The organism is Janthinobacterium fluminis, from assembly GCF_028595325.1.
Lineage (GTDB): Bacteria > Pseudomonadota > Gammaproteobacteria > Burkholderiales > Burkholderiaceae_D > Janthinobacterium > Janthinobacterium fluminis.
In genome coordinates, this window is sequence record NZ_JAQQXR010000001.1 from 1,018,461 (window position 1) to 1,045,306 (window position 26,846).

Sequence of the window (26,846 nt, forward strand, 5' to 3'; positions counted from 1 at the left end):
GGCAGCCTCAGCCGGCCATCGCGCTGTCCCAGCGGCGTTGCATTTCCTCCGGCGACACTGTTTCGACGCGCGTGGCGAGGTGCCAGCGGTGGCCGAACGGGTCGACGATGGTGGCCGTGCGGTCGCCGAAGAACTCGTCCTTGACCGGACGCAGCAAGGTCGCCTGCGCGTCCAGCGCCAAGCCCACCGTCGCGTCGACGTCGGCGACATACAGGTGCAGCGTGACGGGCGTGCCGCCCACGCGCGCCGGGCCGAGGGCGCCGAAATCCGGGTACTCGTCGGCCAGCATCAGCGTGGCCTCGCCGATGCGCATCTCGGCGTGGCCGATCTTGCCGGCGGCGTCGGCCAGGCGGAACAGTTCCGTGGCCCCGAACACGCGTTGGTAAAATGCCATTGCCTTGGCGGCGTCGGCGATGATCAGGTATGGCGTCAAACAGTTGGCGGGCACGGCTAGTGGTGTACTCATGTTGATCTCCTTGATAAAATAGCGGTTTTATTACGTTACGCATCGTTCCATAAATGAAAACAATTGTCAACAAAACTGTGCAAGCGCGGCCGCGCGGCCGGCCGCGCAACCTCGAACTGCGCGCGGCGATCCTGGACGCCGCGCGCGCGCTGCTCGATGAGCTCGGCCCGTCCGGCGTGACGATGGAGGCGCTCGCCGCCAAGGCCGGGGTCGGCAAGCCGACCGTGTATCGCTGGTGGCCGGACCGCCACGCCGTCACGATGGCGGCGTTGATGGAGGCGCCGGCGCCGGACGCCGGCGGCGCCGCCGCGCAGGCGCCGCTGCAGGCGCTGGCCCAGCAACTGCAGGGGATCGTCGCGACGCTGGCCTCGCGCACGGGGCGCAACGTGGCGACGCTGATCGCGGCGGCCGATCCCCACACGGAATTGTCCAAGGCTTTCCGCAACCATTTCGTGCTGGCGCGACGGACCGAGGGCAGGGCCTTGCTGCTGCGGGCCGTCGCGGCCGGCGAGGTGCGCGCCGACCTCGACCTGGAGGTGGCGCTGGACCTGATCTACGGGCCGCTGTTTTTCCGGCTGCTGCTGGGGCACGCGCCGCTCGACGCCGCCTTTGCCGCGAGCCTGGCGGCGACCTTGCTGCGCGGCCTGCACGTGACGGCGGCGTAGGCGGGCGGCCTGCAAGGCAGGGCGCCGGCCCGGCGCGCCGCCTACGGGCGCAGCATGTTCTGCGCCATGCGCAGCATAAAACGCAGGCGGTTGCGCTCCCACGGCGTGAAGCGGGGCAGTTGGAACAGGTCGCAGCCGGGCCGGGCCACGCCGCTGTCGGTCGCCACGGCCGCCTCGAAGCCCAGCGCCCGGACGATGGCGACATGGCGCCCGTCGTAGTCGCGCCCGGCTTTGCCGTTGGGATAGGCGAACAGGGTCAGCGGCGCCTGGATCAATGCTTCGAGCCGGCGCTTGCCGTCCGCGATGTCGCTGCGCGCCTCGGCCTCCGTCTGTGTCGCCAGGATCGGGTGGCGCTCCGTGTGGCCGCCGATTTCCATGCCGGCGCGGGCCAGCGCGCGCACCTGCGCGCTGCTCATCATCAGCGCCTCGCCGGCGTCGCCGTGGATGGCGGCGGCGCTGGCCTGGCGCTGCGCGAAGGGCAGGTATTTCAGGCTGCCGAGAATGCTGGCGATGGCCTGGCAGCGCTGCGCCGCGCTGCCGAGCGGATGGCGGCCCAGCCCGTGCGCCGTCAAATCCAGCTCGGCGTCGCCGGCCCGGCGCACGCGCTCGATGATGCGGTCGTTCCACATCATGCCGCCGTCCAGATAGCCGCCGGCGATGAAGAAGCAGGCGCTCAAGCCGTGTTTTTGCAGCAGCGGCAGGGCCACTTCGGCGTTGTCGGCGTAGCCGTCGTCGAAGGTCAGGCTGGCCGCGCGGGCCGGCAGGCCGCCGTCGCGCAGCCGGCGCACGGCCTCGCCCAGCGGCAGCAGCGTGAAGCAGCGTTTGAGCAGGCGCAGCTGGCGCTCGAAGGCGGCACCGTCCGGCTCGGCGGGAAGCAGCGGGTCGGCGCGCGCCAGCACGCGGTGGTAGATCAAGACCGACAGCGTCGGCGCGGGCCAGCGCCTCATGGCCCGGCCGCCGCCCGGGTGCGCGCCGTGGCCCGGGCGGCGCCGATGGCTTGCGGCGCCGCCGCCTCGTCGCGCAATTGCTGTTCGACGAGGGCGCGGGTGGCGACGATGGCGGCCATCAGGTAGTAGGGCAGGTCGAAGTAGAGCAGGCTGAGGAAGGCGCCGCCCACGGCAAAGCCCACTATGCTCGCCTGTATCATCGTCGCCAGGCCGCCGGCCCAGGCCAGGTCGGCGCGTTGCCCGGCGCGCTGGACGATCCAGCTGGCCGAACGCCAGGTGGCGATGCCCAGCGCCAGGTACAGGGCCAGGCCGATGAAGCCGTGCTCGCCGAGCGCCTGGAAGTAGATGCTGTGGGCCGCGTGGACGTCGTTCGGGTTGGGCGCGTAGCGGGCAAACACGGATGGCACGGAGACTTCGAAGCCGCCGCCGAAGAGGCGGTCCTGCGCCAGGTTGTAGGCCATGCGCCAGGCGTTGATGCGGCCCATCGCCGAATCGTCGGCCTGGTAGTTGCCGATGGTGTCCATGCGCTCGGCCCAGCGCTGCGGCATGAACAGGAAGAACAGCGGCGCGCAGCAGACCAGCAGGCTGCCGAGCGCCAGCTTGCGGCCGCTTCGCCACCACATGAACAGCGTCATCACGGCGATCGCCAGCAGCGCGCCGCGCGAGTAGGAGCCCAGCGCCGACAGGGCCGACAGGGCCATCATCGCGCCGAGGCCGCGGCGCAGCCATTTGTTGGCGCTGTGCTGGTACAGGTAGTACATCAGCGGGATGGTGACGATGAGCGCCAGCGCGAACGCGTTGTTGTCGCCGATGAAGCTGTCGGCCGGCCCCCACACCCTTTCCGTGCCGCCGCTGCGCAGCGTGAAGATGCCGCCCTTGACGCCGTAAAAACCCAGCGAGATCACCAGCACCCAGATCAGGCGCTGGATGTCGCGCCGGCTGCGGATGACCATCAGCACGACGAAGGTCATCAGCATGATCTTCATGACCTTGTTCCACTGCACATAGGACGCGGCCGGCTGCAGCGCCAGCGGTGTCGTCACGTTCATCCACAACACGAAGACGATCAGCGTCAGGCTGACCGGCGTCAGCGGCAGGTGTTTCGGCTCGCGCGACAGCAGCAGGCTGAACATGGTGACGACGGCGATGATGAAGGCGAACGGCATGCGCGTCGCGTAGCCCCAGCCCTGGCTGTGCGGATTCATGACACTGACCAGTACCCACATCAGGCCGCCGATGGCCGGACGCTTCAAGATCAGGGGAAGCGAGGCGAAGATGGCCAGGGTGATGAGAATGTCGCGCATGGGTCGCTGGGGCTTTCGCGGCGATAGGTTTGACTACTGTCAACAAGCCGACAGGGGGCGATCAGTACACTGCGTGGTGATGCATTTGGAATAGTAAGACAGAGGAGGGGCGCCCTTGTTGACCGTTCTCATGGCTAGCTACAATGGCGCGCGCACCTTGCCGAAGGTCTTGCAAGCCTACTGCCGCCTGATTGCGCCGGCCGGCGGCTGGTCGCTGCTGGTCGTCGACAACGGCAGCGACGACGCCACCGCCACCGTGCTCGGCGAGTACGGCGCGCGCCTGCCGCTGCGCTATCTGTACGAGGGCAGGCGCGGCAAGAACGCGGCGCTGAACGCGGGCGTGGCGGTGGCGCTGGCCGATACGGTGGCGTCGCTGTTCGTATTCACCGACGACGACGCCGCGCCGGAGCCGGACTGGCTGCTGCGCCTGTCCGAATGCGCCGCCGCGCGGCCCGACTATGCCGTGTTCGGCGGCGCCATCGTCGCCGACTGGGCCGCGGCGCCGCCGGACTGGCTGCTGCGCCTGGCGCCGCTGGGCCTGACCTTCGGCATCACCGACCCCGGCCTGGCCGACGGCCCCGTGTTTCCCGGCCTCGTATGGGGCGCCAACATGGCGCTGCGGCGCGCCATTTTCGACGCCGGCTACCGCTTCGACGAATCGCTGGGGCCGAACGGCGCCCGGGCCGCGTATGCCATGGGCAGCGAAACCCAGCTGACGCGGCGCCTGTTCGGCGACGGCTATCTGTCCTGGTTTTGCCCGTCGGCCCGGGTGGCCCACCATATCCGCGCGCGGCAGATCGAGGCCGGCTATGTGTTGCGGCGCGCCTATCTGTTCGGCCGCGGCAAGTACCGGCAGGACTGCGGGGCCGCCGGCGCGGCCGCCGGCGTGCCGCGCTGGATGCTGCGCCGGCTGGCGCAGGAGCTGTGGGGGGCGCTGCGGGCGCGCCTGGCCGGCGACGCCGAGCAACTGTTCCTGCGGCGCTGGGAATGCGCCCAGTTGCGCGGCTATCTGCACGAGGCCGTGCTGTACCGGCGCCGCGGGCCGCCAAGGGTGCTGGTGACCAGTTATTCGGGCGAGCTGGGAGGCATGGAGCTGCGCATGGGCCAGGAGGCGCGCCTGCTGGCCGGGGCCGGCTATGCCAGCACGCTGGCCGTGCGGCGCTTTCCCGGCTTCGACGCCTGGGCCGATGCGCTGCGCGCGCAAGGCGTCGGCGTGGCCGTGTTCGACCCGCCGCCCGTGTTCGAGCAGTGGCGCTGGCGCCGCCTGAACAAATGGCGCGCCAGGCTGGGCGCGGCGCGCCAGTTGCGCCGCCACCGGCCCGACCTGGTGCATGTGGCGTTTTGCTGGCACACCTACGGCGCCTCGGCGCTGTGGCTGGCCCACGATTGCGGCTTGCCCTGCGTGCTGAGCGTGCACAATGCCTTTCCGCCGGCCGAGATGAGCGCCTGGCACCGGCCGCTGCTGGCCGCCGCGTTCACCTCGGTGCGCGGCATCTACGCCGTGTCCGATTCGGCCATGCAGCATTTCCTGGCGCTGTACGCCGACTACATCGGCCCGGCGACGCGGCTGGCGGTGATACCGAACAGCGTCGACACGCAGCGTTTCGTGCCGTCGGCGGCGGCGCGGGCGGCGGCGCGGACGGCGCTGCAGTTGCCGCAGCAGGCGCTGGTGCTCGGCTCGGTGGCGCGGCTGGCGCCGCAGAAGCGGCCGGAGGCACTGCTGCGGCTGTTCTGCGCGCTGTGCGGCCAGTTCCCCGGCCTGCGCCTGGTGCTGGCCGGCGCCGGTCCGCTGGAGACGGCATTGCGCGCCCAGGCCGAGGCGGCCGGGGTGGCCGCCCACGTCAGCTTCACCGGCTACTGCGGCGCCGTCGAATCCCTGATGCCGGCCTTCGACCTGCACTTGCTGCTCAGCCGCAACGAGGGTTTCGGCATCGCCACCATCGAGGCGATGGCCTGCGGCGTGCCGGTCGTCGGCACCGACGTGCCCGGCACGGCCGACATCCTGCGCGGCAGCGGCGCCGGCATGCTGGTGCCGCTCGACGACGAGGACGCGGCGGCGGCCGCCGTGGCCGCGCTGCTGGCCGACCCGGCGCGGCGCGCCGACATGGCGCGCCTGGGCCGCAGCGAAGCGCTGGCCACGTATTCCGACGCGCGCCTGCGCCGGCAGGTGCTGGATTTCTACCGCGGCCTGGTGTGACGGGGCGGCCGTGAACGCCACCCGCACCTCCTTGCTATTTTCCTTCGCCGAAAAGTATACGGTGCTGCTGCTGGGCATAGGCGCCAGCATGGTGCTGTCGCGCGTGCTGACGCCGGCCGAGATCGGCGTCTACTCGGTCGGCGCCGTGCTGGTCGGCGTGGCCCAGGTGGTGCGCGACTTCGGCGTGGGCCAGTACCTGATCCAGGAAAAGGTGCTGACGATGGAAAAGATCCGCGCCGCCCTGGCCACCAGCGTCGTCGTCGCCTGGCTGCTGGCGGCGCTGGCCTGGCTGGGCGCGCCGCTGCTGGCGCATTTCTACCGCGAGCCGCGCCTGGAAACCGTGCTGCAACTGCTGTCGCTGAACTTTTTGCTGATTCCGTTCAGCGCCCTGACCCTGCCTTTCCTGCGCCGGCAGATGCGCTTTTCCGCGCTGTACGCGATCAACACCAGCAACAGCGTCGTCAATCTGCTGGTCGCGGTGAGCCTGGCGCTGCTGGGCTGGAGCTACCTGAGCCTGGCCTGGGCCGCCGTCGCCGGCACCGTCGCCGCGCTGCTGGTCAGCCTGTGGGTGCGCCCGCGCGAGCTGCCCTGGTTGCCGGGCCTGAAGGGCGTGCGCGCCGTGCTGGCCTTCGGCGCGTTGTCGACCGGCGGCGGCGTCGTCGACGAGGCCGGCGTGGCCGCCCCCGAGCTCATCGTCGGCAAGATGATTGACGTCGCCGCCGTCGCCATCTTCAGCAAGGCCCAGGGCATGCTGGCCGTGTTCAACCAGGCCGTCACCAGCGCCATCTCGCCGGTGCTCTTTCCGCTGTTCGCCGCCCAGGCCCGCGGCGGCGGCGACGTCCGGCTGGCCTATCTGAGCACCGTCAGCTATATGACGGCGCTGGCCTGGCCCTTCTTCCTGTTCGTCGGCCTGATGGCGCTGCCGATGGTGGACCTGCTGTACGGCGCGCAGTGGCACGCGGCCGTGCCCTTGATCCGCATCATGTGTTTCTCCTCGGCCTTGTATAGCATGTTCAGCATGGCGCGCTACTTGTTTGTCGCCACCGGCCACGTCAAGGCGCAGGCGCAGATCGACGCCGTCGCCGTGCCGCTGCGCGTCGGCGCCGTCGTGCTGGCGGCGCCGTTCGGGCTGGCCTGGGTGGCCGGCGCCGTCGTGCTGGGCGCGCTGGCGCGCTGCTGGATCACCGGCCGCTACCTGCGCGTGCTGGCCGACGTCGGCGCCGCCGCGACTTTGCGGGCCGTGCGCAAGAGCCTGGGGCTGAGTGTGCTGAGCGGGCTGGCGCCCAGCCTGGTGCTGCTGGCGCTGCCGCCAGGGCCCGGGCAATTGCTGTTGCCGCTGGGGCTGGCCGGGGCGGGGGCGCTGTTGGGCTGGCTGGGCGGCGTGCTGCTGCTCAAGCATGAAATCGCCGCCGAATTCGCGCTGCTGCGGCGCAAGGTGTGCGCCATCGCCGGCGTCGCCGTCAAATAGAGGGGGAGCCGCCATGCGCGTAGGCATATTGTCGTACCCGATGCTGTTCCAACGCGACGGCGGCCTGCAAATCCAGGTACGCGAGACGGTGGCCGCGCTGAACCGGCTGGAACCGGCGCCGCCCTGCCATCTGCAGGTCGAACTGGTCGATCCGACCCGCGACCGGCTCGACAACTACGACCTGATCCACGTGTTTTCCGCCATTAACGGCAATTACCGCATCGTCGAACTGGCCAGCGAGCTGGGTTTGCCGGTGGTGCTGTCGCCGCTGCTCTCGCCCGGCTGGGGGCGTTCGTCGGGGATACTGGCGCGGCTGGCCGAGCGCCTGGCCGGCAAATTGACGGCGTGGAATGTGCAAACCAGTTACGCCCAGAGCAAGCGCGCGCTGCAACTGGCGGATCTGGTGATCGCGCTGGGCGACGCCGAGCGGCGCGCCATCATGGCCGGCTTCCAGATCGACCCGCGCAAGATCGAGGTGTTCCCGAACGGTATCAATCCGCAATTTTTCTGCGCCAGCGGGGACTTGTTTCGCAACACGACCGGCATCCACGCGCCTTTCGTGCTGATGGTGGGCGCCATCTCGCCGTATAAAAACCAGCTGGGGCTGGCGCAGGCGCTGGCCTCGCTGGCGCTGCCCATCGTCATGATCGGCGCGGCGAAGCGCCAGGACCAGTCCTATTTGCAGAAAGTGCTGCGGCTGCCGCGGGTGACCTGGCTGGGCGCGCTGGCGCACGCCGACCCCTTGCTGGCCAGCGCCTACAGCGCGGCCGCCGTGGTGGCGCTGCCCAGCCAGGGCGAGGTGTTCCCGCTGGCGGTGCTGGAAGCGCTGGCGTCCGGCACGCCGGTGGTGATGACGACGCACAGCGCGCTGGAGCTGCCCGGCGCCGATTTCGCGCTGAAGAAGGTGCGCTGGGACGATGCGGCCGCGCAGCGCCGGGCCATCGCGGCGCTGCTCGGCGTCCGGCCGGACCGCCAAGCCGTGCGCGCGCTGGTCAGCCACTTCACCTGGGAGCGCGTTGCCGGGCAAATCGCCGGCTGCTATTTCCGCCTCGGCGGGCGAGAGGGCTTGCGCCGTGTTGTTTAACTCCTTCGCCTTCCTGTTCTTTTATCTGCCGGTGGTGTTGGCCGGCTATTTCTGGCTGGGCCAGCGCCAGGCGCGCTGGGCCGCCGCGTGGCTGGCGCTGGCCTCGCTGTTCTTCTACGCCTACTGGGACAGCCGCTACCTGCCGCTGCTGACGGCTTCCATCTGCGTCAATTATGGCTGCGGCAGGGCGCTGGTGGCGGCCGCCCCGGCGCTGCGCAAACCCTGGCTGGCCGGCGCGCTGTGCGCCAACCTGGGCTTGCTGGCCTACTATAAATACGCGAATTTTTTCGTCGACACGGTGAACAGCCTAGGCGCGGCCCATTGGGCGGTGCCGAACATCGTGCTGCCGGTCGGCATATCTTTTTTTACCTTTACGCAGATCGCCTTCCTCGTCGACTGCTACCGCGGCGAGGTCAGGGAATACCGTTTCATCCACTACGCGCTCTTCGTCAGCTATTTCCCGCACCTGATCGCCGGCCCCGTGCTGCACCACAAGGACATGATGCCGCAATTCGCCGACCCCGCCAATTGCCGCCCGCTGGCCGCCAATTTCGCCGTCGGCCTGTCGATCTTCGTCATCGGCCTGGCAAAAAAAGTGCTGATCGCCGACAATATTGCGCCCATGGTCGGCCCCGTCTTCGCGGCCGGCGCCCAGCCGCAACTGCTGGAGGCGTGGCTGGGCACGCTGGCCTACACCTTCCAGTTGTATTTCGATTTCTCCGCTTACTCGGACATGGCGATCGGGCTGTCGCGGCTGTTCGGCGTCAAACTGCCGCTGAATTTCAATTCGCCGTACAAAGCCACCGACATCAGCGCCTTCTGGCGGCGCTGGCATATGAGCTTGTCGCGCTTCCTGCGCGACTACCTGTACATCGCGCTGGGCGGCAGCCGGGCGGGGCGGCTGCGGCGCTACCGCAACCTGCTGCTGACGATGCTGCTGGGCGGATTGTGGCACGGCGCCGGCTGGACCTTTGTCGTCTGGGGCGGCTTGCACGGCATCTATCTGGTGATCCACCACGCCTGGGCGTATCTGATGGCCGGCTCGGCGCTGCGGCGGGCCCGCTGGTGGCCGGCGGCGGCCGGCGCCATCACCTTCGTCGCCGTCATGCTGGGCTGGGTGTGCTTCCGCGCGGCGGACCTGGCCAGCGCCGTCGACGTGCTCGGCGCGCTGGCCGGCGGCAACGGTATCAGCCTGCCACGGGGATTGCAGGCGCAGGCGCATTACTTCGCCGCCGTCGGCCTGGCGCCGCAGTTCGACGGCATCCGCTGGATCGACTTCAGCACGCCCGCCATCCCGGTGCTGATGGTGGCGATGCTATTGGCATTTTTCGCGCCGAATACCCAAGAAATATTCTTTCGTTACGAGCCCTGTATTGAAAGAATTGTTCAGGCACGGGGGGGCTTGGCCGTCGTCTGGTCGCCCAGCAAACGCTGGAGCCTGGCTTGCGCGACGCTGTTCATCGCCTGCGTGTTCGGCATGAACCGCGTCACCGAATTTCTCTACTTCCAATTCTAGACATGATGCGCACACCGGACACCCCAGCGCCGCAGCAAGCCGACTGGCGCGGCTACGTCGGCCTGTTTTGCGGCGTGTCGGCCGTGGCCGTCGCCGCTGTCGCCTGCCTGAACTACACCGTCGACCCCTATCTGACCCACCAGTGGGACACGCCGCAAGTGCAGAAATTGCGGCCGACGCGGGAAAAACTGGCCGCCTGGAGCAAAACCTATGCGGTGGCGCGGCTCAAGCCGGCCGTGGTCTACATCGGCAACTCGCGCACGGAACTGGGCTTGCCGACCGCCACGGCCAGCTTCGCCGGCAGGAGCGTGTTCAACAGCGCCTTGTCGGGCGCCTCGCTGGGCGAGGCGATCGCGATGGTGCGCCACGCGGCGGCGGTGAGCCGGCTCGACACCGTGATATGGGGCATCGATGCGCCGTCCTTCTCGCTGGTGACCGGCTCGGCCGGCCTGGAACCGGAATTGACGGCCGGCGGCCCGTTTTTCTTCTTTCGCCGCGCATTGCTGAACATCAAGCGCGGCTTGACGGTCGACATGACGCGCGATTCACTGCGCCTGCTGAACGGTTCCTTCGGCGCCGTTTGCCGCTCCAGCCTGGCGTTCTACGGCCAGCGCGACGACGGCTGCATCGCCACCGGCATGGCCGGCTGGGGCGGCACGACCGCCGCGATGGCGCCGCGGCTGCGCGAGTTCCGCGCCGGCGACGGCCCCACCGGCGCCGCGATGTTCGCCTTCGACGTCAGTATCGGCGAACTGTGCCAGGCCGGCACGCGCCTGCGCCTGTACATCAATCCGACCCACGCGCTGACCCTGGACGCGCTGTACTGGGCCGGCAAATGGCCGGCCATGGAGGCGTGGCAGCACGGCTTGGCGGCCCTGGTGGAGCGCCGCCGCCGCGACGGCTGCGACCTCAGGCTGTACGATTTTTCCGGCTTCAACAGCATCACCACGGAGCCCATCCCGCAAGTGAGCGGACTGCGCGAGATGCAGCATTACTGGGAAGCGTCGCATTACCGCGCCCACGTCGGCCGCATGGTGCTTGGCCGCATCTACGAGGGCGCCAACGCGGACGCGCCGGCGGACTTCGGCGTGGAACTGGGCAGCGCCATGCTGCCGGCGCACCTGGCGCAGTTGCGCGCCCAGCGCGAGCGCTACCACCGCGAGCATGCCGAGGAAACCGCCTTTCTCAAAGCCGTGCTGGCGGCGCCGGCGCCGCGCCTTTAACGCGCGCCCGACGAGTCGGCGCGCCGCGTCAGCACGGCGCAGCCTTTTTCGCAGGGGCGGCTGGTTTGCTCGAACATGGGGAATTCGCTTTTCCAGCGCCGCAGGATCGCTTGTTCGTCGGGCCGGCCGGCGTCGTCCAGGAAGACGGTGCCGTCGGCCGCCATGCGGCGGAACAGCAGCGGCCCGGCCGGATAGCGCGCCAGCACCCGCGTCGCCAGCGGCGGCCCGTCGATGACCAGCATGTCGATGGCCGCTTCCTCGGGCAGGAAGTCGGCCACGTACCAGGGCCAGTTGTCGTTGCCCAGCGCGTGCTCGCGCAGGGGCGCCTCCAGCACCACGGCCCATTCGGCCAGCCCGTGAAGCTGCAACTGCTGGCGGGTCTGTTCGGCGTACTGGGCGTCGTGCTCCAGGCTGTAGACCTTGCCGCGGCCGTTCAATTGCATGCAGCGCGCCAGCACCAGCGTCGAGGTGCCGCTGCTGCATTCGACGACGACGCGCGGCCGGGCGGCGAAGGCGTGGCGCACCAGTTCTTCGAGGAAGTCCGGCGACGCGGCCCAGCCGCGCGTGCCGGGCAGGCTGCGCTCCAGCCGCAAGTCGACGTACAGGCCCTGCAGCGCCTCCAGTTGGCGGAACAGATTCGCCGGCGACTGCTGCGCCTGGTCTTTCAACTCGTGCGCCAGCAGGTGGATCAGGCGCACTTTGTGCAGCGTGTAGAGGCACAGCAGGGCGAGGGCGAAGATCAGGGCGACGGTGGTGATGGGGAACATGGGGATGGCTTTCTTCAGGTTGGCATGACTTTGCTGACGACATAACGGAATTTGCCGGACGCTTCGGCGGGGATGTCGGCGACTTCGTCGATGACCACCCGCACGGCCGCGCCCAGCCTGGCCTTGAAGCCGCGCTCGACGGCGTCGCGCCCGGCCGCGCCCAGGGCCGGCAGGGCCACCAGCAGCACGCGCGTCAGTTCCAGGCTTTCCTGGATGATCTTGAAGGCGCGCACCTGGGGCAGGTCGCGCAGGATGTAGACCAGCGCCAGGCCATGCATCACCGTGCCGTCCTGGGCGACGACGAAATCGGTGCTGCGCCCTTCGATGCGCTGCAGCAGCGGCAGGCCGCGGCCGCAGGGGCAGGGCGCCGGGTCGAGCGCGCCGACGTCGCCGGTGCGGTAGCGGATGAAGGGGAATTCGCGCGTGGCCAGGTGGGTGACGACGATTTCGCCGCTGGCGCCGGGCGGCAGCGGCGCGCCGTCGGCGCCGACGATTTCGACGATGATGTCTTCGGCGCTGATGTGCATGCCGCCCTCGGGGCAGGCGTGGGCGATGAAGCCGGCGTCGCGCCCGCCGTAGCCGTTGGCGACGGGGCAGCCGAAGGTGTCGCCGATCAGCTCGCGTTGCTCGTCGTAGAGCCGTTCGGAGGTGACGAAGGCGACGCGGATGCCCAGGCCGTTGAGGGCGACGCCGCGCTTGTGGGCGTGGCGGGCGATGCGGCTGAGCGCCGACGGGTAGCCGAACAGCATTTTCGGGCGGATGCGGCTGATTTGCGCGATGCAGCCGTCCAGCCGCGCCGTCGACATGTCGAAGGCCGGCAGCAGCGTGCTGCGCAGCACGCGGTCGCGCAGGGCGCGCAGGCGGTCCTGCGCTTTCAGCTCGATCGGCGAGCCCCACACCACCACCTCCGGGTCGCCGATGTCGACGCCCCACCAGCGCGTGGCGCGCCATTTGGCGGCGACGTCGTGGCTGATGCGCTCGCGGCCGATGTAGAACACCAGCGGTTCGCCGCTGGAGCCGCCGGTGTTGAAGCGGCGCAGCGGGCCGGCCCGCTCCGACTGGAAGTCGGCGCGGCGCGCGCTGATGTCGGACTTGGCCAGCAAGGGCAGGCGGCGCAGGTCGGCCAGGCTGCGCACGGCGGCGGCGTCGAAGCCGGCGGCGGCGAAGCGTTCGCGGTAGTAGGGCACGTGCGCCTGCGCGTGCGCCAGCAGCGCGCGCAGGCGCTCCAGCCGGCACTGCTCGATGCGAGCCGCGCTCCACCATTGCGACGTTTCCAATTGCCGCAGCATGGCCGCGCTGGTGTGCCGCTTGATCCGCTCGTGCAGGGGGAACAGCAGGTCGGCCACCAGCGTGGTGCGCCAGCCGGGCCGGCGCAGCGCGCGCAGGCGCCGGTACTGGCTGTGCAGTTGCGGCCCGACCTGGCGCCAGCCGAACTGCTGGACGTGGGCGCGGCCGGCGGCGCCGATGCGCCTGGCGGTGGACGGGCTGCGTATCAGCGTCAGCAGCGCCTGCGCCATCGCGGCCACGTCGCCCGGCGCCACCAGCAGCGCCGTGACGTCGTGCTGCAGCAGGGCGGGGATGCCGCCCACGTTGGTGCTGACCAGCGGCAGGCCGCAGGCCAGCGTTTCCAGCACCGAGACGGGCATGTTGTCGGCCAGGCTGGGGTTGAGCACGATGTCGGCGCCGTGGTAGAGCTGGAGCATGGCGGCGTTGTCCTGGCGGCCGGCGAAGCGCACGGCGTCGGCCACGCCGAGCTGGCGCGCCAGTTGTTCCAGCGCCGGCCGCTGCGGGCCGGAGCCGGCCACGACCAGGGTGGCGTCGTGGCAGGCTTCGCGCACGATGGCGAAGGCGCGCAGGGCGCTGGCGTTGTCGTAGATGGCTTCGAGGTTGCGCGCCACCAGCACCGACGGGCCGGCGTGCGCCGCGCGGCCGGGCGCGAAGTGCTCCAGGTCGATGATGTTGGGGACGATTTGCGCGCCGAAGCCGTATTTTTCGAACACGCCGGCCAGGTAGGCCGAGGGCACGACGATGGCGTCGGCGCGGCGCAGGCTGGGCGCGACCAGCCTGCGCTGGCGGGCCAGGAAGGCGTCGGCCTGGCCGCCGCGGTAGTTGAGCAGCACCGGCTTGCCTTTCAGGCGGGCCAGCCAGATCGCCGGCGCCGCGTACAAATGCCAGGACCAGCCGGAATTGGCCATCACGTGGAACAGGTCGACGCTGTCGGCGACGCGCCGCAGCCGCCACAGGTAGGCGAGCAGGCGCACGGCGGCGCGCAGGCCGCGGATGCGCGCCAGCCAGGCAGGCCGGTGCGGCGGGTTCAGCGCGATCAGTTGCACGGTGGCGCCGTCGGCGCGCAGCAGCGCCGCCAGTTGCGCCGTCTGGTTGGCCATGCCGCCGGACGGCGGCGGCAGCGGACCGACCAGGGCCACGCGCAGGCCGGCCAGCTTCATGGCAGCGGCGGCGTCAGCAGGCGCGCGTAGACGGGGCCGTAGCGGGCCACGCTGGCGCTCCAGTTGCGCTCGCGCTCGACGTAGGCGCGGCCGGCCTGGCGCAGCGCCGGCCAGCTGCCGCTGTCGGCCAGCAGGGCGCCGACGGCGGCCGCCAGCGCCCGGGCGTCGCCGGCGGCGAACAGGATGCCGGTCTTGCCGTTTTCGATCAGCTCGCGGTGGCCGCCGACGTCGGAGGCCACCACCAGGCGGCCGTGGGCCAGCGCTTCGAGCGGCTTGAGCGGCGTCACCAGCTCGGTCAGCGGCATCGCCAGGCGCGGGTAGACCAGCACGTCGGCCAGCTGGTAGTAGTGGCCGACCTCGGTGTGCGGGATGCGCCCGGCGAAGACCACCTGCGCGGCCACGCCCAGGCGCGCCGCCAGCGCGCGCAGCTCGGCCTCCTGCGGGCCGCCGCCGACCAGCAGCAGGCGCAGCGCCGGGCGTGCCGAGAGCAGCTGCGGCAGCGCCGCCAGCAGCAGCGCCAGCCCTTCGTAGGCGTAGAAGGAGCCGATGAAGGCGAGCACGGTGGCGCCTTCCAGCCCCAGCGCGCCGGCCAGCTGCGGCGCGGCGCCGCGCGGCGCGGCGTCGTCCGGCTCGACGGCGTTGGGGATCACGGTGATTTTGTCGTCGGCGACGCCGCGCGCGCGCAGCGCGTCGCGCAGCCCTTCGCAGATGGTCGTGACGGCGTCGGCGCGGCGCAGCGCGTAGTTTTCCAGCGCCCGCGTCAGGCGGTAGCGCAGGCCGCCGGCGCGGCTGGTGCCGTGGTCGACGGCGGCGTCCTCCCAGAACGCGCGGATTTCGTAGACGACCGGGATGCCCAGCGCGCGCCCGACGCTGAGGGCGGCGATGGCGTTCAGCGACGGCGAATGGGCGTGCAGGATGTCGGGGCGGATCAGGGTGGCGATCTGGTGCAGGCGCCGCGTCAGGCCGCGCACGACGCCGATCTGGCCCAGCAGCGGCAGGCGGCTCCACCAGCCGGTGGCCGGCGCCGTGCGGTAGAAGTGCCAGCCGTCGACGTGCTGCTCGGCGGCGTCGACCGGGCCGTGCTTGGCGCTGGTCAGCTGCGTGGTGCTCCAGCCGAACGCGCGCTGCTGGCGCAGTATGGCCAGGGTGCGGAAGGCGTAGCCGCTGTGCAGCGGCGCCGAGTGGTCGAGTATGTGCAGGATGCGCATGCGGTTCCAGTATCGTCAGGGGCGCTTCTATGATTGATAGGTTTGCGGATGGGCCTGTTGATGCAGATCAATGTTGGCCGGACTAGGGCCGGCCGCCGGCCGCGCCGGCAGGCGCCGCAGGAAGGATTCGAACATCAGCAGCGACCACAGGGCGGCGCTGTGGTCGCGCCGGCCGCTGTCGTGCTGCTCGATGAGCGCGCGCACGCAATCCATATTGAACATGCCGGTGGCGGCCAGCGTCGGCGCCAGCAGGCGCGCGCGCAGGCGCGCCCGCAGCGGTCCGCGCAGCCAGGCCGCCAGCGGCACCGAGAAACCCATCTTGCCGCGGTATAGCAGGGCGTCGGGCAGGTAGGGCCGCAAGGCTTTCTTGAACAGGTATTTGCCTTCGCCGCCGCGCAGCTTGAGGTCGGACGGCAGGCCGGCGATCCATTCGACCAGCTGGTGGTCGAGCAGCGGCACGCGCACTTCCAGCGCGTGGGCCATGCTGGCGCGGTCGACCTTGGTGAGGATGTCGCCCGGCAAATAGGTTTTCAGGTCGAGGTACTGCACCTGCGACAGCGCGTCGCCGGCCGGGCCGGCCTTGGCGTGGCGGCGCAGCACCTCGACGGCGCGGTAACCGTCCAGGCCGCGCAGGAAGTCGCCGCTGAACAGGCGGGCGCGCAGGGCGTCGTCCATCAGCGAGACGCTGTGGAAGTAGGCAGCCACGGAATCGCGCGCCAGCGCCTCGAAGGTGGTCTTGGCGCGCAGCGCGCGCGGCGCCCAGTCGGCCTTCGGGTAGGCCCAGCCCAGCGGGCCGAACAGCGCGCGGCGCAGGCCCAGCGGCAGCAGCGCGCGCAGCTTTTCCTCGTGCAGGTGCCAGCGGTAGCGGCGGTAGCCGGCCAGGTTTTCGTCGCCGCCGTCGCCCGACAGCGCCACCGTCACGCGGCGCCGCGCCAGCTCGCAGACGCGGTAGGTCGGCAGCGCCGAGCTGTCGGCGAAGGGTTCGTCGTAGATGTCGGCCAGCGCGTCGATCAGCGCGAAGTCGTCCTGCTCGACCTGCAGCGCGTGGTGGTGGGTGTGGTAGCGCCGCGCCACCTGGTCGGCGTAGCCAGCCTCGTTGAACTGCGGGTCGCCGAAGGAGATCGAGCAGGTGTTGACCGCTTCGCCCGTGGCGCCGGCCATCATCGCCACGACGGCGCTGGAGTCGACGCCGCCGGACAGGAAGGCGCCCAGCGGCACGTCGGCGACGAGGCGGATCTTGACGGCTTCGCGCAGGCGCTCGATCAGCTCGTCGCCGGCCTGGGCCTCGCTGGCCGGGCGCCGCGGCGCGAACTGCACGTCCCAATAGGGCGCCGGCTCGGCCATGGCGGCGCCGCTGCGCAGGCATAGGGTGTGGCCGGGCGCCAGCTTGCGGGCGGCGCGGAAGATGCTGCGCGGCTCGGGCACGTAGCCGTAGGCGAAATAGTCCTCGACGGCGGCCGGGTCCAGCTCGCGCGCCATGCCGGGGTGGGCCAGCAGCGCCTTCAGCTCGGAGCCGAACACCAGGCAGCCGTCGTCCGCCACGGCGTAGTAGAGCGGCTTGACGCCGAGGCGGTCGCGCGCCAGGAACAGGCTGCGGCGCTTGCGGTCCCACAGGCCGAAGGCGAACATGCCGCGGAAGTGCTCGACGCAGCGCTCGCCCCATTGTTCCCAGGCGTGGACGATGACCTCGGTGTCGCAGTGGCTGCGGAAGCGGTGGCCGAACAGGCACAGTTCGCGCGTCAGGGCGGCGAAGTTATAGATTTCGCCGTTGTACACGACGACGACGTCGCGCTCCTCGTTGAACAGCGGCTGCTGGCCGCCGCCCAGGTCGATGATGGAGAGGCGCCGGTGGCCCAGGCCGACGCCGGCCTCCAGGTGCAGGCCGCCTTGGTCGGGGCCGCGGTGGAACTGGCTGTGGTTCATGCGCGCCAGCACGGCGCGGTCGATGTCGCGCCGGCCCTGCAGGTCGAAAATGCCAACGATGCCGCACATTGGGGACTCCTTTCTGGTTAGCGCCGCGGCGCCGTCATGGCGTCGTAGACGGCGAGGTAGGCGTGCGCCATCGCCGGCAGGCCGTGTTCGGCGAGGATCTGGCGGCGCGCCCGCGCGCCGTGGCGCGGCCCCAGGTCCGGCGTGCGGTAGTAGCGGGCGATGGCCTCGGCTAGCAGCTCGGGCGAACGGGGCGGCACCAGCGCGCCGGTCCAGCCGGCCTGGACCAGGTCGACGTTGCCGCCGACGGCCGTGGCCACCACTGGCAGCGCGCTGGCCATCGCTTCGAGGATGGTGTTGGAACTGCCCTCGGCCAGCGAGGGCAGCACGAACAGGTCCATGGCCCGCATCAGCTGGGCGATGTCGTCGCGCTCGCCGGGCAACCAGGCCAGCGCGCCGGCGCCGGCCTGCTGCAGCATGGCGATGCAGTCGGCGCGGCAGGGCCCGGCGCCGACGATGAGCAGGCGCAGCCGCGTGCGCGGCCCCGGCTCGGCCCGCAGCAACAGCAGGAAGGCCCGCACCAGCGTGGCGAAGTCCTTGACGTCGACCATGCGCCCGACGCTGCCGACGACGAAGGCGTTTTCGCACAGGAAGCCAGGCGGCCCGACGGCCGCCGGCGGCCCCAGGCGCGGGTGGAACAGCAGGCTGTCGACGCCGTTGCCGATGTGGGTGACGCGGGCCGGCTGGGCGCCGATGCGTTCGACCAGCCAGCGCTGCAGGTCGCCGCTGACGGCGATGAAATGGCCGACCAGCGGGCGCAGCATCTGGCGCAGCAGATTGTATTTGAGGCTACGGCCGTGCAAATCGGCCATGTCGCGGCCGTGCTCGCCGTGCACGCGGCATTTGACGCCGGCCACGGCCGCCAGCAACTGGCCCTCGATGCTGCCGAGGTTGCGCGTGTGGATCAGTTGCGGACGCAGCCGGCGCAGCGTCTGGTACAGGCGCAGGTAGTGGCCCCAGTCCTTGCCCTCGCGCTTGTTCAGGCTGATGATTTCCACGCCGGGCCGGGTGATGCGGCGGTGGAAGCTGGTCGATTCCTTCAGGCAGACGATGGCGTGGCGGTAGCGCTCGGGCGGCATGTGGTTGATCAGGTTGACGAGGCCGTTTTCCAGGCCGCCGACGCCGAGCTGGTGGATCAGGTGGACGATCAGCGGCGCCGGCGCGACCTCGTCCGGTATGGTTTCAAACAAATCCCCGTCAGTGTCCTCTAACATCGTCGAGGGCCTTGTCGATGGCCGGCAGCATGTCGGCGAGGAAGGCGCCGAGCGCCGCCTGCGGTTCCGGCTCGTGCTCGCCGTAGGGCGCGCTGACGATGATGTCGGCGCCGTCCTCGGCGCCGCGCGTCAGGCGGGCGCCTGCCAGCCGCAGCTTGACGGCGAAGGCGCTGGCGGTGTCGACGCCGCCCTGGCGGTACCAGCGCCACACCAGCAGGCGGGCGGCGCCGTTTTGCCACACGCTCTGGCGCAGCGCCAGCGCGCGCGCGCCCACCCGCACGCTGCGCGCGCCGTCGGCGACGGGGCTCCAGCCGTCGAACCGGGCCGGCGCCACATGGGCCAGCAGCTCGGCATCCTTGCCCTGCCTGCGATACCAGGCCAGTTGCAGCCCGACGAAGCCGGGCGCGCCCTGGTAGCGCTGGATCAGTTGCAGCGGCGCGCCGGCGTGGGGGGCGCGCCATTCCGCCGCAGTGGTGTCGACGGCGCGCCAGCCCGGCGCCGCCGCGACCGCCAGCGCCGCGCCGGGCGCCGGCCGGGTCGGCGCGGCCGGCAGCGCGACGGCCAGCCACGGCCACAGCGCCGCCAGCGCGACACAGGCGGCCGCCGCGGCGGCGCTGGCGGCGCGCATGTCGGGCCAGCGCGGCGCCGCCACGGCCGGCGCGTCCGGCGGCGCCGGCCCGTCGCGCCAGAAGCCGCCTACCCAGTACAGCAGCAGCGACACGAGGCCGAAAAAGAACCAGCCGTAGAGCAGGTGGTCGACGCCGGCCGCCAGGCGCATGCCGCTCCAGTGCCCCAGCATGACGATCAGGTAGGCGCGCACGCCGTTGGCGAGGATGGGCAGCAGCAGCGCGACGGCGATGAACAGCAGGCGCCGGCGCGCGCTGCGGTAGTTCAGGTGGGCGTACAGGGCGCCCAGCGCCAGCGAGGCGATGACGTAGCGCAGCCCGCTGCACGCCTCGACGACCGACCAGTTACCGCTGGGGATGCTGAAATTATTATTTTCCCGGAACACCGGCACGCCCGTCCACTGCAGCGCGCCGACGGTGAAGCGGGCCGTGAATTCGATCAGCGGCGGCACGAAGACTTCGCCGAAGGGCACGGCCAGCATCAGGTAGCCTAGCGGGAAGGCGATGGCGCGGGCGTAGCGCCAGCCGCAGATGGCCAGCACGGCGGCCGGCAGCAGCGCCGTCGCCGCGTACTGGCCGACCACCTGGACGTTGGCGGCGTCGGCCAGCAGCCAGGCCGCGCCCAGCAGTCCGATCAGGACCAGGCCGGCGATGCTGGGGCGCTGCTCGGCGGCGGCCAGCGCGCCGCGCTGACGCCACACCAGCCAGGCGCAGATGGGCACGATGGCGTAGCCGTGCGCGAAGGTCTGCGAGCGCGACCACAATTGCAGCATCGACCAGAAGGTGGCGTGGTACAGCACGGCGATGGCGCCCAGCGCGGCCAGCAGCAACGGCGGGCCGAGGCGCGGCGCGTTGCGGATCGGCATGACGGCGCAGGCGCGCGCGGCGGCCAGCGCGGCCTGTCCGGCGCTCATGGCAGCGCCTCGGCCGGCGCCTGCGCCGCCACGCCGAGCAGGGCGCCCAGCGGCGCCAGGCAGGCGTCCCAGTTGTAGTCGCGCAGGATGCGGCGGCGCGCGGCCTGGCCGAACGGGCCGCTGCCGGCGTTGTCCGGCGCGGCCAGCAGGCGCTCGCACTGGACGATGAAGGCGGCCGCCTCGTCCGCCACCTCCAGCTCGACGCCGGGGCTGGCGGCGATGCCTTCGAGGGCCTGCGGCGAGGCCAGCACGGTTTTGCCCATCGCCATCGCTTCGAGCACCTTGTTTTGCACGCCGCGGGCGATGCGCAGCGGCGCCACGGCCAGCCGGGCGTGCGCCAGATAGGGCCGGATGTCGGGGACGGTGCCGGTGACGCTGACGCCGGGCGCGCGCGCCAGCGCCCGCACGGCGGCGTCGGGGCGGGCGCCGACGATGTAAAAGCGCAGCTCGGGAAGGCGGGCGCGCAGCGCCGGCCAGACGCGCCAGACAAACCATTGCACCGCCTCGACGTTGGGCCAGTAGTCCATCGCGCCGGTGAACACCAGCGCGGCGGCGCCGTCCGGGTAGGGGCAGGCATAGTCGCGGCGGGGCGAGAAGTAGTCGGTGTCGACGCCGTTGCCGAAGGCGCTGACCCTGGCCCCGGCCTGCGGCGCGCGCAGGCGGAACAGCGCCGCCTCGGCCGCGGAGACGAAGGTGGCGGCGTCGAACTGGCCGGCGACGTCGCGCTCGTAGTCGAGCAGGCGCTGCGCCTCGCGCCGGTACAACTGCGACAGCGGCCAGTCCTTGGCGGCCGCGTACTGGCGCCACTTCTCCGAGTCGACGTCGACGAAATCGATGACGCGGCGCAGCCCGGCGCCCGCGTAGGGCTGCAGGTACTGCGCCATCGGCCCGGAGAACGCCAGCGCGCGCCTGACGGCTCCGCCGGCCAGCAACTGTTCGACCCAGCGCCGCAAGGAGGCGTTGCGGTAGTAGTGCAAGCTCATCGGCTGGCCGTACAGCAAGCCGCGCAAGCCGCGCAGGCGGGCCGTGGCCGGGCTGTGTTCGATGAAACAGCTGCTGGCGCACAGGGTTTCCAGCAGCGCCGTGTGCTGGCGGTCGGCGGGGTCATCGATGAAGCAAGCCAGGTGGACGTGGAAATGCCGGCACAGGTATTGCAGGATGTGAAAGGAGCGTATCTTGTCGCCCTTGTTGGGCGGATAGGGGATACGGTGCGTCAGGAAAAGCAGCTGGTCCATCGTCTACCCCAGGTAGCGCACAATGTGCGGGCCGAGCATATTGGCCAGCGGCAGCGGCAGCCGGCGCCACAGTTGGATGAAGCGTTGATAGCGGGGATTCAGCGGATTGTTGTCGGGCACGGCCCGGCCGCGCAGCAACTGGTATTCGTAATGCAGGGGCTGGGGCGCGAAGCCCCAGTTTTTCTTGAAATCCCAGGCGCCCGTGCCGAGCTTGCTGCGGCCGAAGTCGAACAGCGTGTAGTTGCGCTGGCAGGCGCGGCGCATCACTTCCCAGTACATGAAGTCGTTGCCGGCGACGCTGCGGGCCGCCTCGGTGCCGCCGCCGTAATAGGGCAGCACTTCGTCGCGGAAATAGAACACCATGACGCTGGCGATGGTGTCGTGCTTGCGGTAGACGGTGATGACTTCGCAACTGGCGCCGAAGACTTCCCGCAGCAGCGCGAAGTAGCGTTTGGCGAACACCGGCGTGCCGAGCCGGTGCACGCTGGCCGAATAGGCGGCGAAAAAATGCTCGACGTCGTAGTCGATGGCGCTGTGCAGGCCGGCGGCTATGCCTTTGCGCACCATCGCGCGTTGTTTGCGGGGAATGTCGAGCATGTTCTGCTCCGTCTGCGCGTGCAGGCGCTTGCGGAAGGTGCAATACAGCTCCTTGCCGATCCAGTCGGCGTGGCGGGCCGCCCCCAGGTTGCGGTATTCGAGGTAGTCGACGCCCAGGCGGGCCGCCAGTTGCTGGGCGGCCTGGTCGAGCGCGGCGGCGGCGCCCTCGTCGAGGGCGGCGATGCCGCCGTAGACGCAGAACGGCAGCGAACACAGGGAGTTGCCGAACAGGCGGCTGTTGACCTGGGCCAGCGGCAGCACGCCCCGGATCTGGCCGTCCACCTCGGCGTAGAGGAACCAGCAGCGGTGGCCGAAGGCCGCCTCGATGACGCTTTGCCAGCCGGCGCGGTGGAAGAAGGTCGCGGCGGGGCAGCGCAGCACAAAGTCGTCCCAGCGCGCCACGTCCGCCGGCTTCAGCACGCCGACCGTGGCGACGGCCGCCGGCGCGGTTGGGCACTCGGATATCATGGCTTCCCCAAAAAAATGCGGTCGACGCGGTCCCATTGGAAATCGCGGGTCAGGGCGCCCAGGCGCGCTTCCATGCGCCGCAGATTGAGATAGTGGCGCAGGCGCGTCTTCAGGCCGATCCCGGCGGGGCGAGGCTGGCCGGGATCGAGTTCCCAAGGGTGAAAATAGAATATGCCAGCTTGCCCGTCGTGCGAGTTGATGCGCCGCAAGAACCAGCGCGACACGGCATAGGGCAGCAGGCGGAAGTAGCCGCCGCCGCCGGCCGGCAGATTGCGCCGCCACAGCCGCACCGTGCTGATGGGCAGTTCCAGCAGGCTGCCGGCGCCGTTCGGATACCAGGCGAAGCGTGGCGCGTCCGGCATGCCGTAGTGGTCGTGGCGGATCGGGTAGATGCTGGAGCTGTAGCGGTAGCCGGCCCGCTGCAGCGTGTCGAGCGCCCACAGGTTGGCGGCGCCGATCGAAAAGCTGGGGGCGCGGTAGCCGCTGACGGCCTGGCCGCCGGTCTGTTCGAGGATGGCCTTGCTGCTGCCGACGTCGGCGGCGAAGGCGGCCGGCGTTTGCGCGCTGGCGCGCTGGTGGGCATAGCCGTGGCTGGCCAATTCGTGGCCGCCGGCGACGATGCGCCGCACCATCGCCGGATAGCGTTCGGCGATCCAGCCCAGCGTGAAAAAGGTGGCGTGGATGCCGGCCGGCGCCAGCAGGGCGAGGATGCGGTCGACGTTGGCTTCGACCCGGCCGGCGATGGCCGGCCATTCGTCGCGGCCGATGTGGGCGGCGAAGGCCGACACCTGGAAGTAGTCTTCGACGTCGATGGTCAGCGCGTTGCGCAGCGGCGGCCGGTTCATCGCTCACTCCTGCGCGGCCACGGCCGCCGCTTCGCCGCGGGCGGCGCCGCCGGCCGGCGCGTCCAGCCAGGCGCCGACGACGGCGGCGATGCGCGCGGCCGCGTGGCCGTCCCAGCGGGGCGGCAGACGGCCGGCCTTGCCGCCGCCGTTCAGGATGTCGTCGCACAGCGCCAGCACCACGGCCGGTTCGTGGCTGGCGACGCTGTTGCTGCCCTCGGCGACGCTGACGGCGCGGGTGGCGGCGCCGCGCAGCGTCAGGCAGGGCAGGCCCAGCGCCGTGCCGTCCTCCTCAAGCTCGGCGCAGTCGCTGAGGACGAGGCGGGCGTCGCGCAGCAAGCCCAGCGTTTCCAGGTAGTCCAGCGGCGGCAACAGCATGACGCGCGACGGTTCCAGCATCTGTTTCAGGCCGAACTGGTCGAGCCGGGCGCGCAGGCGCGGCGACAGCGGCAACAGCACGGGGACGCGGCTGCCGAGCAAGGCGGCGGTGTGCAGCAGGCCGCTGAGGCGGCTGCGGCTATCGATGTTGGCCGGCCGCTGCAAGGCCAGCAGCGCGTGGCCGCCCAGCGGCGGCTGGCAGCGGTGGCGCCGCAGCGTTTGCGCCGGCGCCGCCGCCTGCGGCAGCAATGCCCGCAGCGCGTCGCAGCGCACATTGCCGGCGCAGTGGATGCGCGCCGCCGCGACGCCTTCGCGCAGCAGGTTCGCGGCGCCGTCGGCGTCGCTGGTAAACAGCAGTTGCCCAAGCTGGTCGGTCAGCGCGCGGTTGATGGCCTCGGGCTGGCCGCGCCCGGCGCTGCGCAGCCCGGCGTCAACGACGATCACGGGCAAGCCCTGCTGGGCCGCCACCAGTGCGCAGCCGAGGCTGGCCGCAGCGCCGCCGGCGACCAGCACGGCGCCGGGGCACTCATGCTGGAACAGCGGCGCGGCGTGGCGTTGCACTTGCGCCGCCTGCGCCGCCGGGCTGCCGCCGCCGACGTCCAGGTGCAGATCCGGCGCCACGCCAAGGGCCGCGTACAAGGCGCCGTGGTCGGCGGCGCCGCCGCGCAGTCCGGCGTCGAGCAGCGTCAGCCTGGGCGGCGACGCCAGACGGCGCAGCGCGGCCACCAGCGGCGCCAGTTGCAGCAGCGCGCCGCGGTCGGCGATAAAACAGACGAGGTGGGGCGGCGGGCGGGTGTGGGCATGGGCGGACATGGCGCTGCTTCCTATAGCTGAAAAATCAGGCTGGCGCTGATGGCGTTTTCGCGGTAGTTGCCGCCGCGGTTGCTGCTGTGCTGCACCCGGCGCAGGTCGAGCGCGGCCGTCAGTTTCGGCTGCAGGGTGCGCGTGATGCCGACGCTGAGGGCCAGGTTGCGGTCTTTGCGGCCGAGGCCGAGCGACTCGATGGCGCCGTAGGCGGCGCTGGCGTTGACGCTGCTGCGTGAAGACAGGCGCCAGTTCCAGCCGGCGCTGGCGCCAAGCTGGCGGGTGCGCTCCTCCAGCGCGGCGCTGAGGTCGGGCAGCAGCAGGCTGTCGATGCCGATCTTGCTCTGCGCCGTGCGGCGCGTCGCCGTGAGGCCCAGCACCAGCGTGCTTTTCGGCGTCGCCGCGGCCATCGACAGGCTCAGTTGCTTCTGCAGGTAGTAATGTTCGCTGAAATAGTTGACGGCGCCCACGTCCGGGCCGAGCAACTGGGAAAAACGCATGAAGGTGTCGACGCGGCGCCTGCGCAGCTGGGGATCGGGCATCGCGCCGCTCCACAACTGGTCCAGCAGATTGGCCGTTTCGCCCGCCGACAGGCGCAGCAGCTGCGCCGGCGTGTTGCTGATGTCTTCGTGGTAGCCGAGCGACCAGTTGATGCGGCGGCTGCGGTAGTTGGCGTCGACGGCATAGGTGTTGCCGAAGAAGCGCTTGCCGGCGCTGACGACGATGTTGCTGCGGTTCGAAGGATACCAGCCCAGGCCCAGCGACCAGTGGCGCCCGCCCGGCGCCGCGCCGTCGGCCGCCGCGTAAGCCTCGCGCTCATAGCCTGCGCTGGCGAAGACATTGAAATGGCTGCTCAGCATGTAGCGCAGCGACAGCGCCGCCTTGCTCGCCTGCCGCGTGCCCTGGCGCCGGTTGCGGGTCTGGCGGCGGTCCAGGTGGGCGTCCCAGCCCAGGCCGCCGGCGCCGGTGTCGCCGACCAGGTCGAGCAGCAACTCGTCGGTTTTCACCGTCAACAGCGCGTCGCCGTTGCTGACTTCGGCATGGGTGTAGCGCAGCTCGGCGCTGCCCAGGCCGCGCAGGTGGCGTCGCAGATAGGGGCTGATCTGCGTCGCCTGGACCGTGCTTTGGCTGCCGGGCACGGCCAGGTTGTCGAGGGCCTGCGGGCCGAAGCCCGAGACGTTTTGCTGGCTGACGCTGGCGCGGGCGTCGACGTAGAGCCAGTCTTGCAGCAGCTCGCCGTTGGCGTCGGCCTGCAATTGGTGGTTGCTGCGGTCGGGGCGCCGCTGGTAGAGTATTTGTTGCAGGCTGTAGGCCAGGTCCAGCCGTAGCCGCGGGCCTTTGCCGTGGACGACGAGGGATGGTGAAATCTCGCTGATGAAATCGCCCCTGGCCTGTTCCGGCGGCGCCAGCAGGGCGTTGTCGGAATAGCTTTCGCGCAGGCGCAGCGCTGGCGCCACGCTCCAGTCGGCGGCGCGCGCCGGTACGGCGAGCACGACAATAATGAGCAGCCCCCACGCACCGGCGCGCGGCGGCGCCGTCCGCTGGCTACTCGTAATAGCCATAATAGTCGGCGCCGGGAAACGCCCTGGTTTTGTTGTAGATCAGGTTGACGTTGGCGCAGCCCTCGATTTGCCGCAGCGCCTCCTTGACGGCGTGCTGGGTGGTCGTTTCCGCCTCGACCACCATGACCACCTGGCCCATCTGGGCGGCCAGCACACTGGCCTCGCTGGTCATCAGCAGCGGCGGCGAGTCGAAGATGACGATGCGGTCGGCGTAGCGGTTGGCGATGTCGGCCAGCAGGACGCTCATGGCGCGGCTGGCCAGCAATTCCGTGGCGTGGCGGTTGCTGCGCCCGGCCGGCAGGATGCTCAGCGTCGCCACATTGGTTCTCAGGATCACGTCGGCCAATTCCAGCTTGTCGCTGAGCAGAATATCCATCAAGCCCGGTTCCGGCTCCAGTCCCAGCACCTTCAGCACCGACGGGCGCGCCACGTCGGCGTCGACCAGCAGCACGGTGATGTCCATTTCCATGGCGATGCTCATCGCCAGATTGACGGCGCAATAGGTTTTGCCCTCGCCGGGCAGCGCGCTGGTGACGACGATCAGGTTGCCGTGGCGGATAGCGCCGGCGCCGCCGCGCGCATTGCGCAGCAGCGGGCGCTTGATGATGCGGAAGTCCTCGGCCACCGAGGTGCGGCCGCCGTCATGGGTCACCATGCCCAGTTGCTGCAGGCGCCCCAGGTTGATATTGCAGTATTTGGCCGGTGCCGGGCCGGCATGCGGGGACGGCTGGCGCGCCGCGGCGCCGGCCGCGGCCGCGTTGTCGTAAGGATCGGGCGCTACGCCGAGGTGCGGGCCGGGCGGCGGCGCGGCGGCGTCTGCCGATTGTTCTGGGATGTTCACCGTGTCACCTTTCGCAAAGCTGCGGGGAAGCGCTGTCGCACCGAGGCAACGGCGGCAAGTGCGCCTGCTGACCTGGGCTGCATA

General features: G+C 70.7%; 21 protein-coding genes. 6 read left to right on the plus strand and 15 right to left on the minus strand.

Annotation, left to right across the window (positions count from 1 at the left end; translation table 11 throughout):
* Window positions 1–7: 7 nt before the first annotated feature.
* Entirely contained in the window at window positions 8–466 is a 459-nt protein-coding gene (locus OIK44_RS04520) for a VOC family protein (RefSeq protein ID WP_273669504.1), read from the minus strand.
* A 53-nt stretch (window positions 467–519) separates the two neighbouring features.
* On the opposite strand from OIK44_RS04520, the gene OIK44_RS04525 reads away from it, so the two are divergent.
* On the plus strand, window positions 520–1,131 hold the full coding sequence (locus OIK44_RS04525; RefSeq protein WP_273669505.1) for a TetR/AcrR family transcriptional regulator: 612 nt from the start codon (window positions 520–522) through the stop codon (window positions 1,129–1,131).
* Between the two features lie 41 nt (window positions 1,132–1,172).
* Here OIK44_RS04525 and OIK44_RS04530 read toward each other — a convergent pair whose 3' ends face one another.
* Both OIK44_RS04530 and OIK44_RS04535 read right to left on the minus strand, forming a co-directional pair.
* Entirely contained in the window at window positions 1,173–2,078 is a 906-nt protein-coding gene (locus OIK44_RS04530; RefSeq protein ID WP_273669507.1) for a polysaccharide deacetylase family protein, read from the minus strand.
* On the minus strand, window positions 2,075–3,382 hold the full coding sequence (locus tag OIK44_RS04535; RefSeq protein WP_273669509.1) for a putative O-glycosylation ligase, exosortase A system-associated: 1,308 nt from the start codon (window positions 3,380–3,382) through the stop codon (window positions 2,075–2,077). The genes OIK44_RS04530 and OIK44_RS04535 overlap by 4 nt, the downstream gene beginning before the upstream one ends.
* A gap of 130 nt (window positions 3,383–3,512) precedes the next feature.
* Here OIK44_RS04535 and OIK44_RS04540 point away from each other — a divergent pair, with 130 nt between their 5' ends.
* From OIK44_RS04540 to OIK44_RS04560, 5 genes are read left to right on the plus strand one after another with little or no spacing between them, the layout of a single operon-like run.
* Window positions 3,513–5,579: a glycosyltransferase gene (locus OIK44_RS04540; RefSeq protein WP_273669510.1), complete on the plus strand. Its 2,067-nt coding sequence runs from the start codon at window positions 3,513–3,515 to the stop codon at window positions 5,577–5,579.
* A 10-nt stretch (window positions 5,580–5,589) separates the two neighbouring features.
* Window positions 5,590–7,047 (plus strand): oligosaccharide flippase family protein, encoded by a 1,458-nt coding sequence (locus tag OIK44_RS04545; RefSeq protein WP_273669511.1) that lies wholly within the window; start codon window positions 5,590–5,592, stop codon window positions 7,045–7,047.
* A gap of 13 nt (window positions 7,048–7,060) precedes the next feature.
* Window positions 7,061–8,131 (plus strand): glycosyltransferase, encoded by a 1,071-nt coding sequence (locus tag OIK44_RS04550; RefSeq protein WP_273669512.1) that lies wholly within the window; start codon window positions 7,061–7,063, stop codon window positions 8,129–8,131.
* Complete coding sequence (locus tag OIK44_RS04555; protein WP_273669513.1) at window positions 8,121–9,647, plus strand: MBOAT family O-acyltransferase; 1,527 nt, start codon at window positions 8,121–8,123, stop codon at window positions 9,645–9,647. Before OIK44_RS04550 ends, OIK44_RS04555 begins: the two co-directional genes overlap by 11 nt.
* A 2-nt stretch (window positions 9,648–9,649) precedes the next feature.
* Entirely contained in the window at window positions 9,650–10,870 is a 1,221-nt protein-coding gene (locus tag OIK44_RS04560) for a hypothetical protein (RefSeq protein WP_273669514.1), read from the plus strand.
* On the opposite strand, the gene OIK44_RS04565 is transcribed toward OIK44_RS04560, so the two are convergent.
* Genes OIK44_RS04565 through OIK44_RS04620 form a run of 12 tightly spaced genes read right to left on the minus strand, consistent with a single transcriptional unit; the run spans window position 10,867 to window position 26,762 of the window.
* Window positions 10,867–11,637, minus strand: a complete 771-nt coding sequence (locus tag OIK44_RS04565) for a class I SAM-dependent methyltransferase (protein ID WP_273669515.1) — start codon at window positions 11,635–11,637, stop codon at window positions 10,867–10,869. The two genes, OIK44_RS04560 and OIK44_RS04565, sit on opposite strands and share 4 nt — an antisense overlap.
* Before the next feature lie 14 nt (window positions 11,638–11,651).
* Window positions 11,652–14,084, minus strand: coding sequence for a glycosyltransferase (locus OIK44_RS04570; protein WP_273669517.1), 2,433 nt, complete (start codon window positions 14,082–14,084; stop codon window positions 11,652–11,654).
* Window positions 14,081–15,292, minus strand: a complete 1,212-nt coding sequence (locus OIK44_RS04575) for a TIGR04063 family PEP-CTERM/XrtA system glycosyltransferase (protein WP_273669519.1) — start codon at window positions 15,290–15,292, stop codon at window positions 14,081–14,083. The genes OIK44_RS04570 and OIK44_RS04575 overlap by 4 nt, the downstream gene beginning before the upstream one ends.
* A gap of 27 nt (window positions 15,293–15,319) precedes the next feature.
* Window positions 15,320–17,284 carry an XrtA/PEP-CTERM system amidotransferase gene (locus OIK44_RS04580; RefSeq protein ID WP_273669520.1) on the minus strand — a complete coding sequence of 655 codons (1,965 nt, stop codon included), beginning with the start codon at window positions 17,282–17,284 and terminating at the stop codon, window positions 15,320–15,322.
* Between the two features lie 17 nt (window positions 17,285–17,301).
* Entirely contained in the window at window positions 17,302–18,495 is a 1,194-nt protein-coding gene (locus OIK44_RS04585; protein WP_273669522.1) for a TIGR03088 family PEP-CTERM/XrtA system glycosyltransferase, read from the minus strand.
* Window positions 18,479–20,035, minus strand: coding sequence for an exosortase A (gene xrtA / locus OIK44_RS04590; RefSeq protein ID WP_273669523.1), 1,557 nt, complete (start codon window positions 20,033–20,035; stop codon window positions 18,479–18,481). The genes OIK44_RS04585 and xrtA overlap by 17 nt, the downstream gene beginning before the upstream one ends.
* A complete protein-coding gene (locus OIK44_RS04595) occupies window positions 20,032–21,270 on the minus strand; it encodes a TIGR03087 family PEP-CTERM/XrtA system glycosyltransferase (protein WP_273669524.1) in 1,239 nt (412 codons plus the stop codon). The genes xrtA and OIK44_RS04595 overlap by 4 nt, the downstream gene beginning before the upstream one ends.
* A 3-nt stretch (window positions 21,271–21,273) precedes the next feature.
* Window positions 21,274–22,335 carry a FemAB family XrtA/PEP-CTERM system-associated protein gene (locus tag OIK44_RS04600; RefSeq protein WP_273669525.1) on the minus strand — a complete coding sequence of 354 codons (1,062 nt, stop codon included), beginning with the start codon at window positions 22,333–22,335 and terminating at the stop codon, window positions 21,274–21,276.
* Window positions 22,332–23,180: an XrtA system polysaccharide deacetylase gene (locus OIK44_RS04605; protein WP_273669526.1), complete on the minus strand. Its 849-nt coding sequence runs from the start codon at window positions 23,178–23,180 to the stop codon at window positions 22,332–22,334. Before OIK44_RS04605 ends, OIK44_RS04600 begins: the two co-directional genes overlap by 4 nt.
* A gap of 3 nt (window positions 23,181–23,183) precedes the next feature.
* On the minus strand, window positions 23,184–24,368 hold the full coding sequence (locus tag OIK44_RS04610) for a UDP-N-acetylglucosamine 2-epimerase (RefSeq protein WP_273669527.1): 1,185 nt from the start codon (window positions 24,366–24,368) through the stop codon (window positions 23,184–23,186).
* Between the two features lie 11 nt (window positions 24,369–24,379).
* A complete protein-coding gene (locus OIK44_RS04615) occupies window positions 24,380–25,921 on the minus strand; it encodes a TIGR03016 family PEP-CTERM system-associated outer membrane protein (RefSeq protein WP_273669528.1) in 1,542 nt (513 codons plus the stop codon).
* A complete protein-coding gene (locus OIK44_RS04620) occupies window positions 25,905–26,762 on the minus strand; it encodes an XrtA-associated tyrosine autokinase (protein WP_420213815.1) in 858 nt (285 codons plus the stop codon). Before OIK44_RS04620 ends, OIK44_RS04615 begins: the two co-directional genes overlap by 17 nt.
* Between the last annotated feature and the right edge of the window lie 84 nt (window positions 26,763–26,846).

Coding starts and splice junctions, on each gene's coding strand:
- OIK44_RS04520 (WP_273669504.1), bottom strand. CDS start 466: ATGAGTACACCACTAGCCGTGCCCGCCAACTGTTTGACGCCATACCTG.
- OIK44_RS04525 (WP_273669505.1), top strand. CDS start 520: ATGAAAACAATTGTCAACAAAACTGTGCAAGCGCGGCCGCGCGGCCGG.
- OIK44_RS04530 (WP_273669507.1), bottom strand. CDS start 2,078: ATGAGGCGCTGGCCCGCGCCGACGCTGTCGGTCTTGATCTACCACCGC.
- OIK44_RS04535 (WP_273669509.1), bottom strand. CDS start 3,382: ATGCGCGACATTCTCATCACCCTGGCCATCTTCGCCTCGCTTCCCCTG.
- OIK44_RS04540 (WP_273669510.1), top strand. CDS start 3,513: ATGGCTAGCTACAATGGCGCGCGCACCTTGCCGAAGGTCTTGCAAGCC.
- OIK44_RS04550 (WP_273669512.1), top strand. CDS start 7,061: ATGCGCGTAGGCATATTGTCGTACCCGATGCTGTTCCAACGCGACGGC.
- OIK44_RS04560 (WP_273669514.1), top strand. CDS start 9,650: ATGATGCGCACACCGGACACCCCAGCGCCGCAGCAAGCCGACTGGCGC.
- OIK44_RS04565 (WP_273669515.1), bottom strand. CDS start 11,637: ATGTTCCCCATCACCACCGTCGCCCTGATCTTCGCCCTCGCCCTGCTG.
- OIK44_RS04570 (WP_273669517.1), bottom strand. CDS start 14,084: ATGAAGCTGGCCGGCCTGCGCGTGGCCCTGGTCGGTCCGCTGCCGCCG.
- OIK44_RS04575 (WP_273669519.1), bottom strand. CDS start 15,292: ATGCGCATCCTGCACATACTCGACCACTCGGCGCCGCTGCACAGCGGC.
- OIK44_RS04580 (WP_273669520.1), bottom strand. CDS start 17,284: ATGTGCGGCATCGTTGGCATTTTCGACCTGCAGGGCCGGCGCGACATC.
- OIK44_RS04585 (WP_273669522.1), bottom strand. CDS start 18,495: ATGTTAGAGGACACTGACGGGGATTTGTTTGAAACCATACCGGACGAG.
- xrtA (WP_273669523.1), bottom strand. CDS start 20,035: ATGAGCGCCGGACAGGCCGCGCTGGCCGCCGCGCGCGCCTGCGCCGTC.
- OIK44_RS04595 (WP_273669524.1), bottom strand. CDS start 21,270: ATGGACCAGCTGCTTTTCCTGACGCACCGTATCCCCTATCCGCCCAAC.
- OIK44_RS04600 (WP_273669525.1), bottom strand. CDS start 22,335: ATGATATCCGAGTGCCCAACCGCGCCGGCGGCCGTCGCCACGGTCGGC.
- OIK44_RS04605 (WP_273669526.1), bottom strand. CDS start 23,180: ATGAACCGGCCGCCGCTGCGCAACGCGCTGACCATCGACGTCGAAGAC.
- OIK44_RS04610 (WP_273669527.1), bottom strand. CDS start 24,368: ATGTCCGCCCATGCCCACACCCGCCCGCCGCCCCACCTCGTCTGTTTT.
- OIK44_RS04615 (WP_273669528.1), bottom strand. CDS start 25,921: ATGGCTATTACGAGTAGCCAGCGGACGGCGCCGCCGCGCGCCGGTGCG.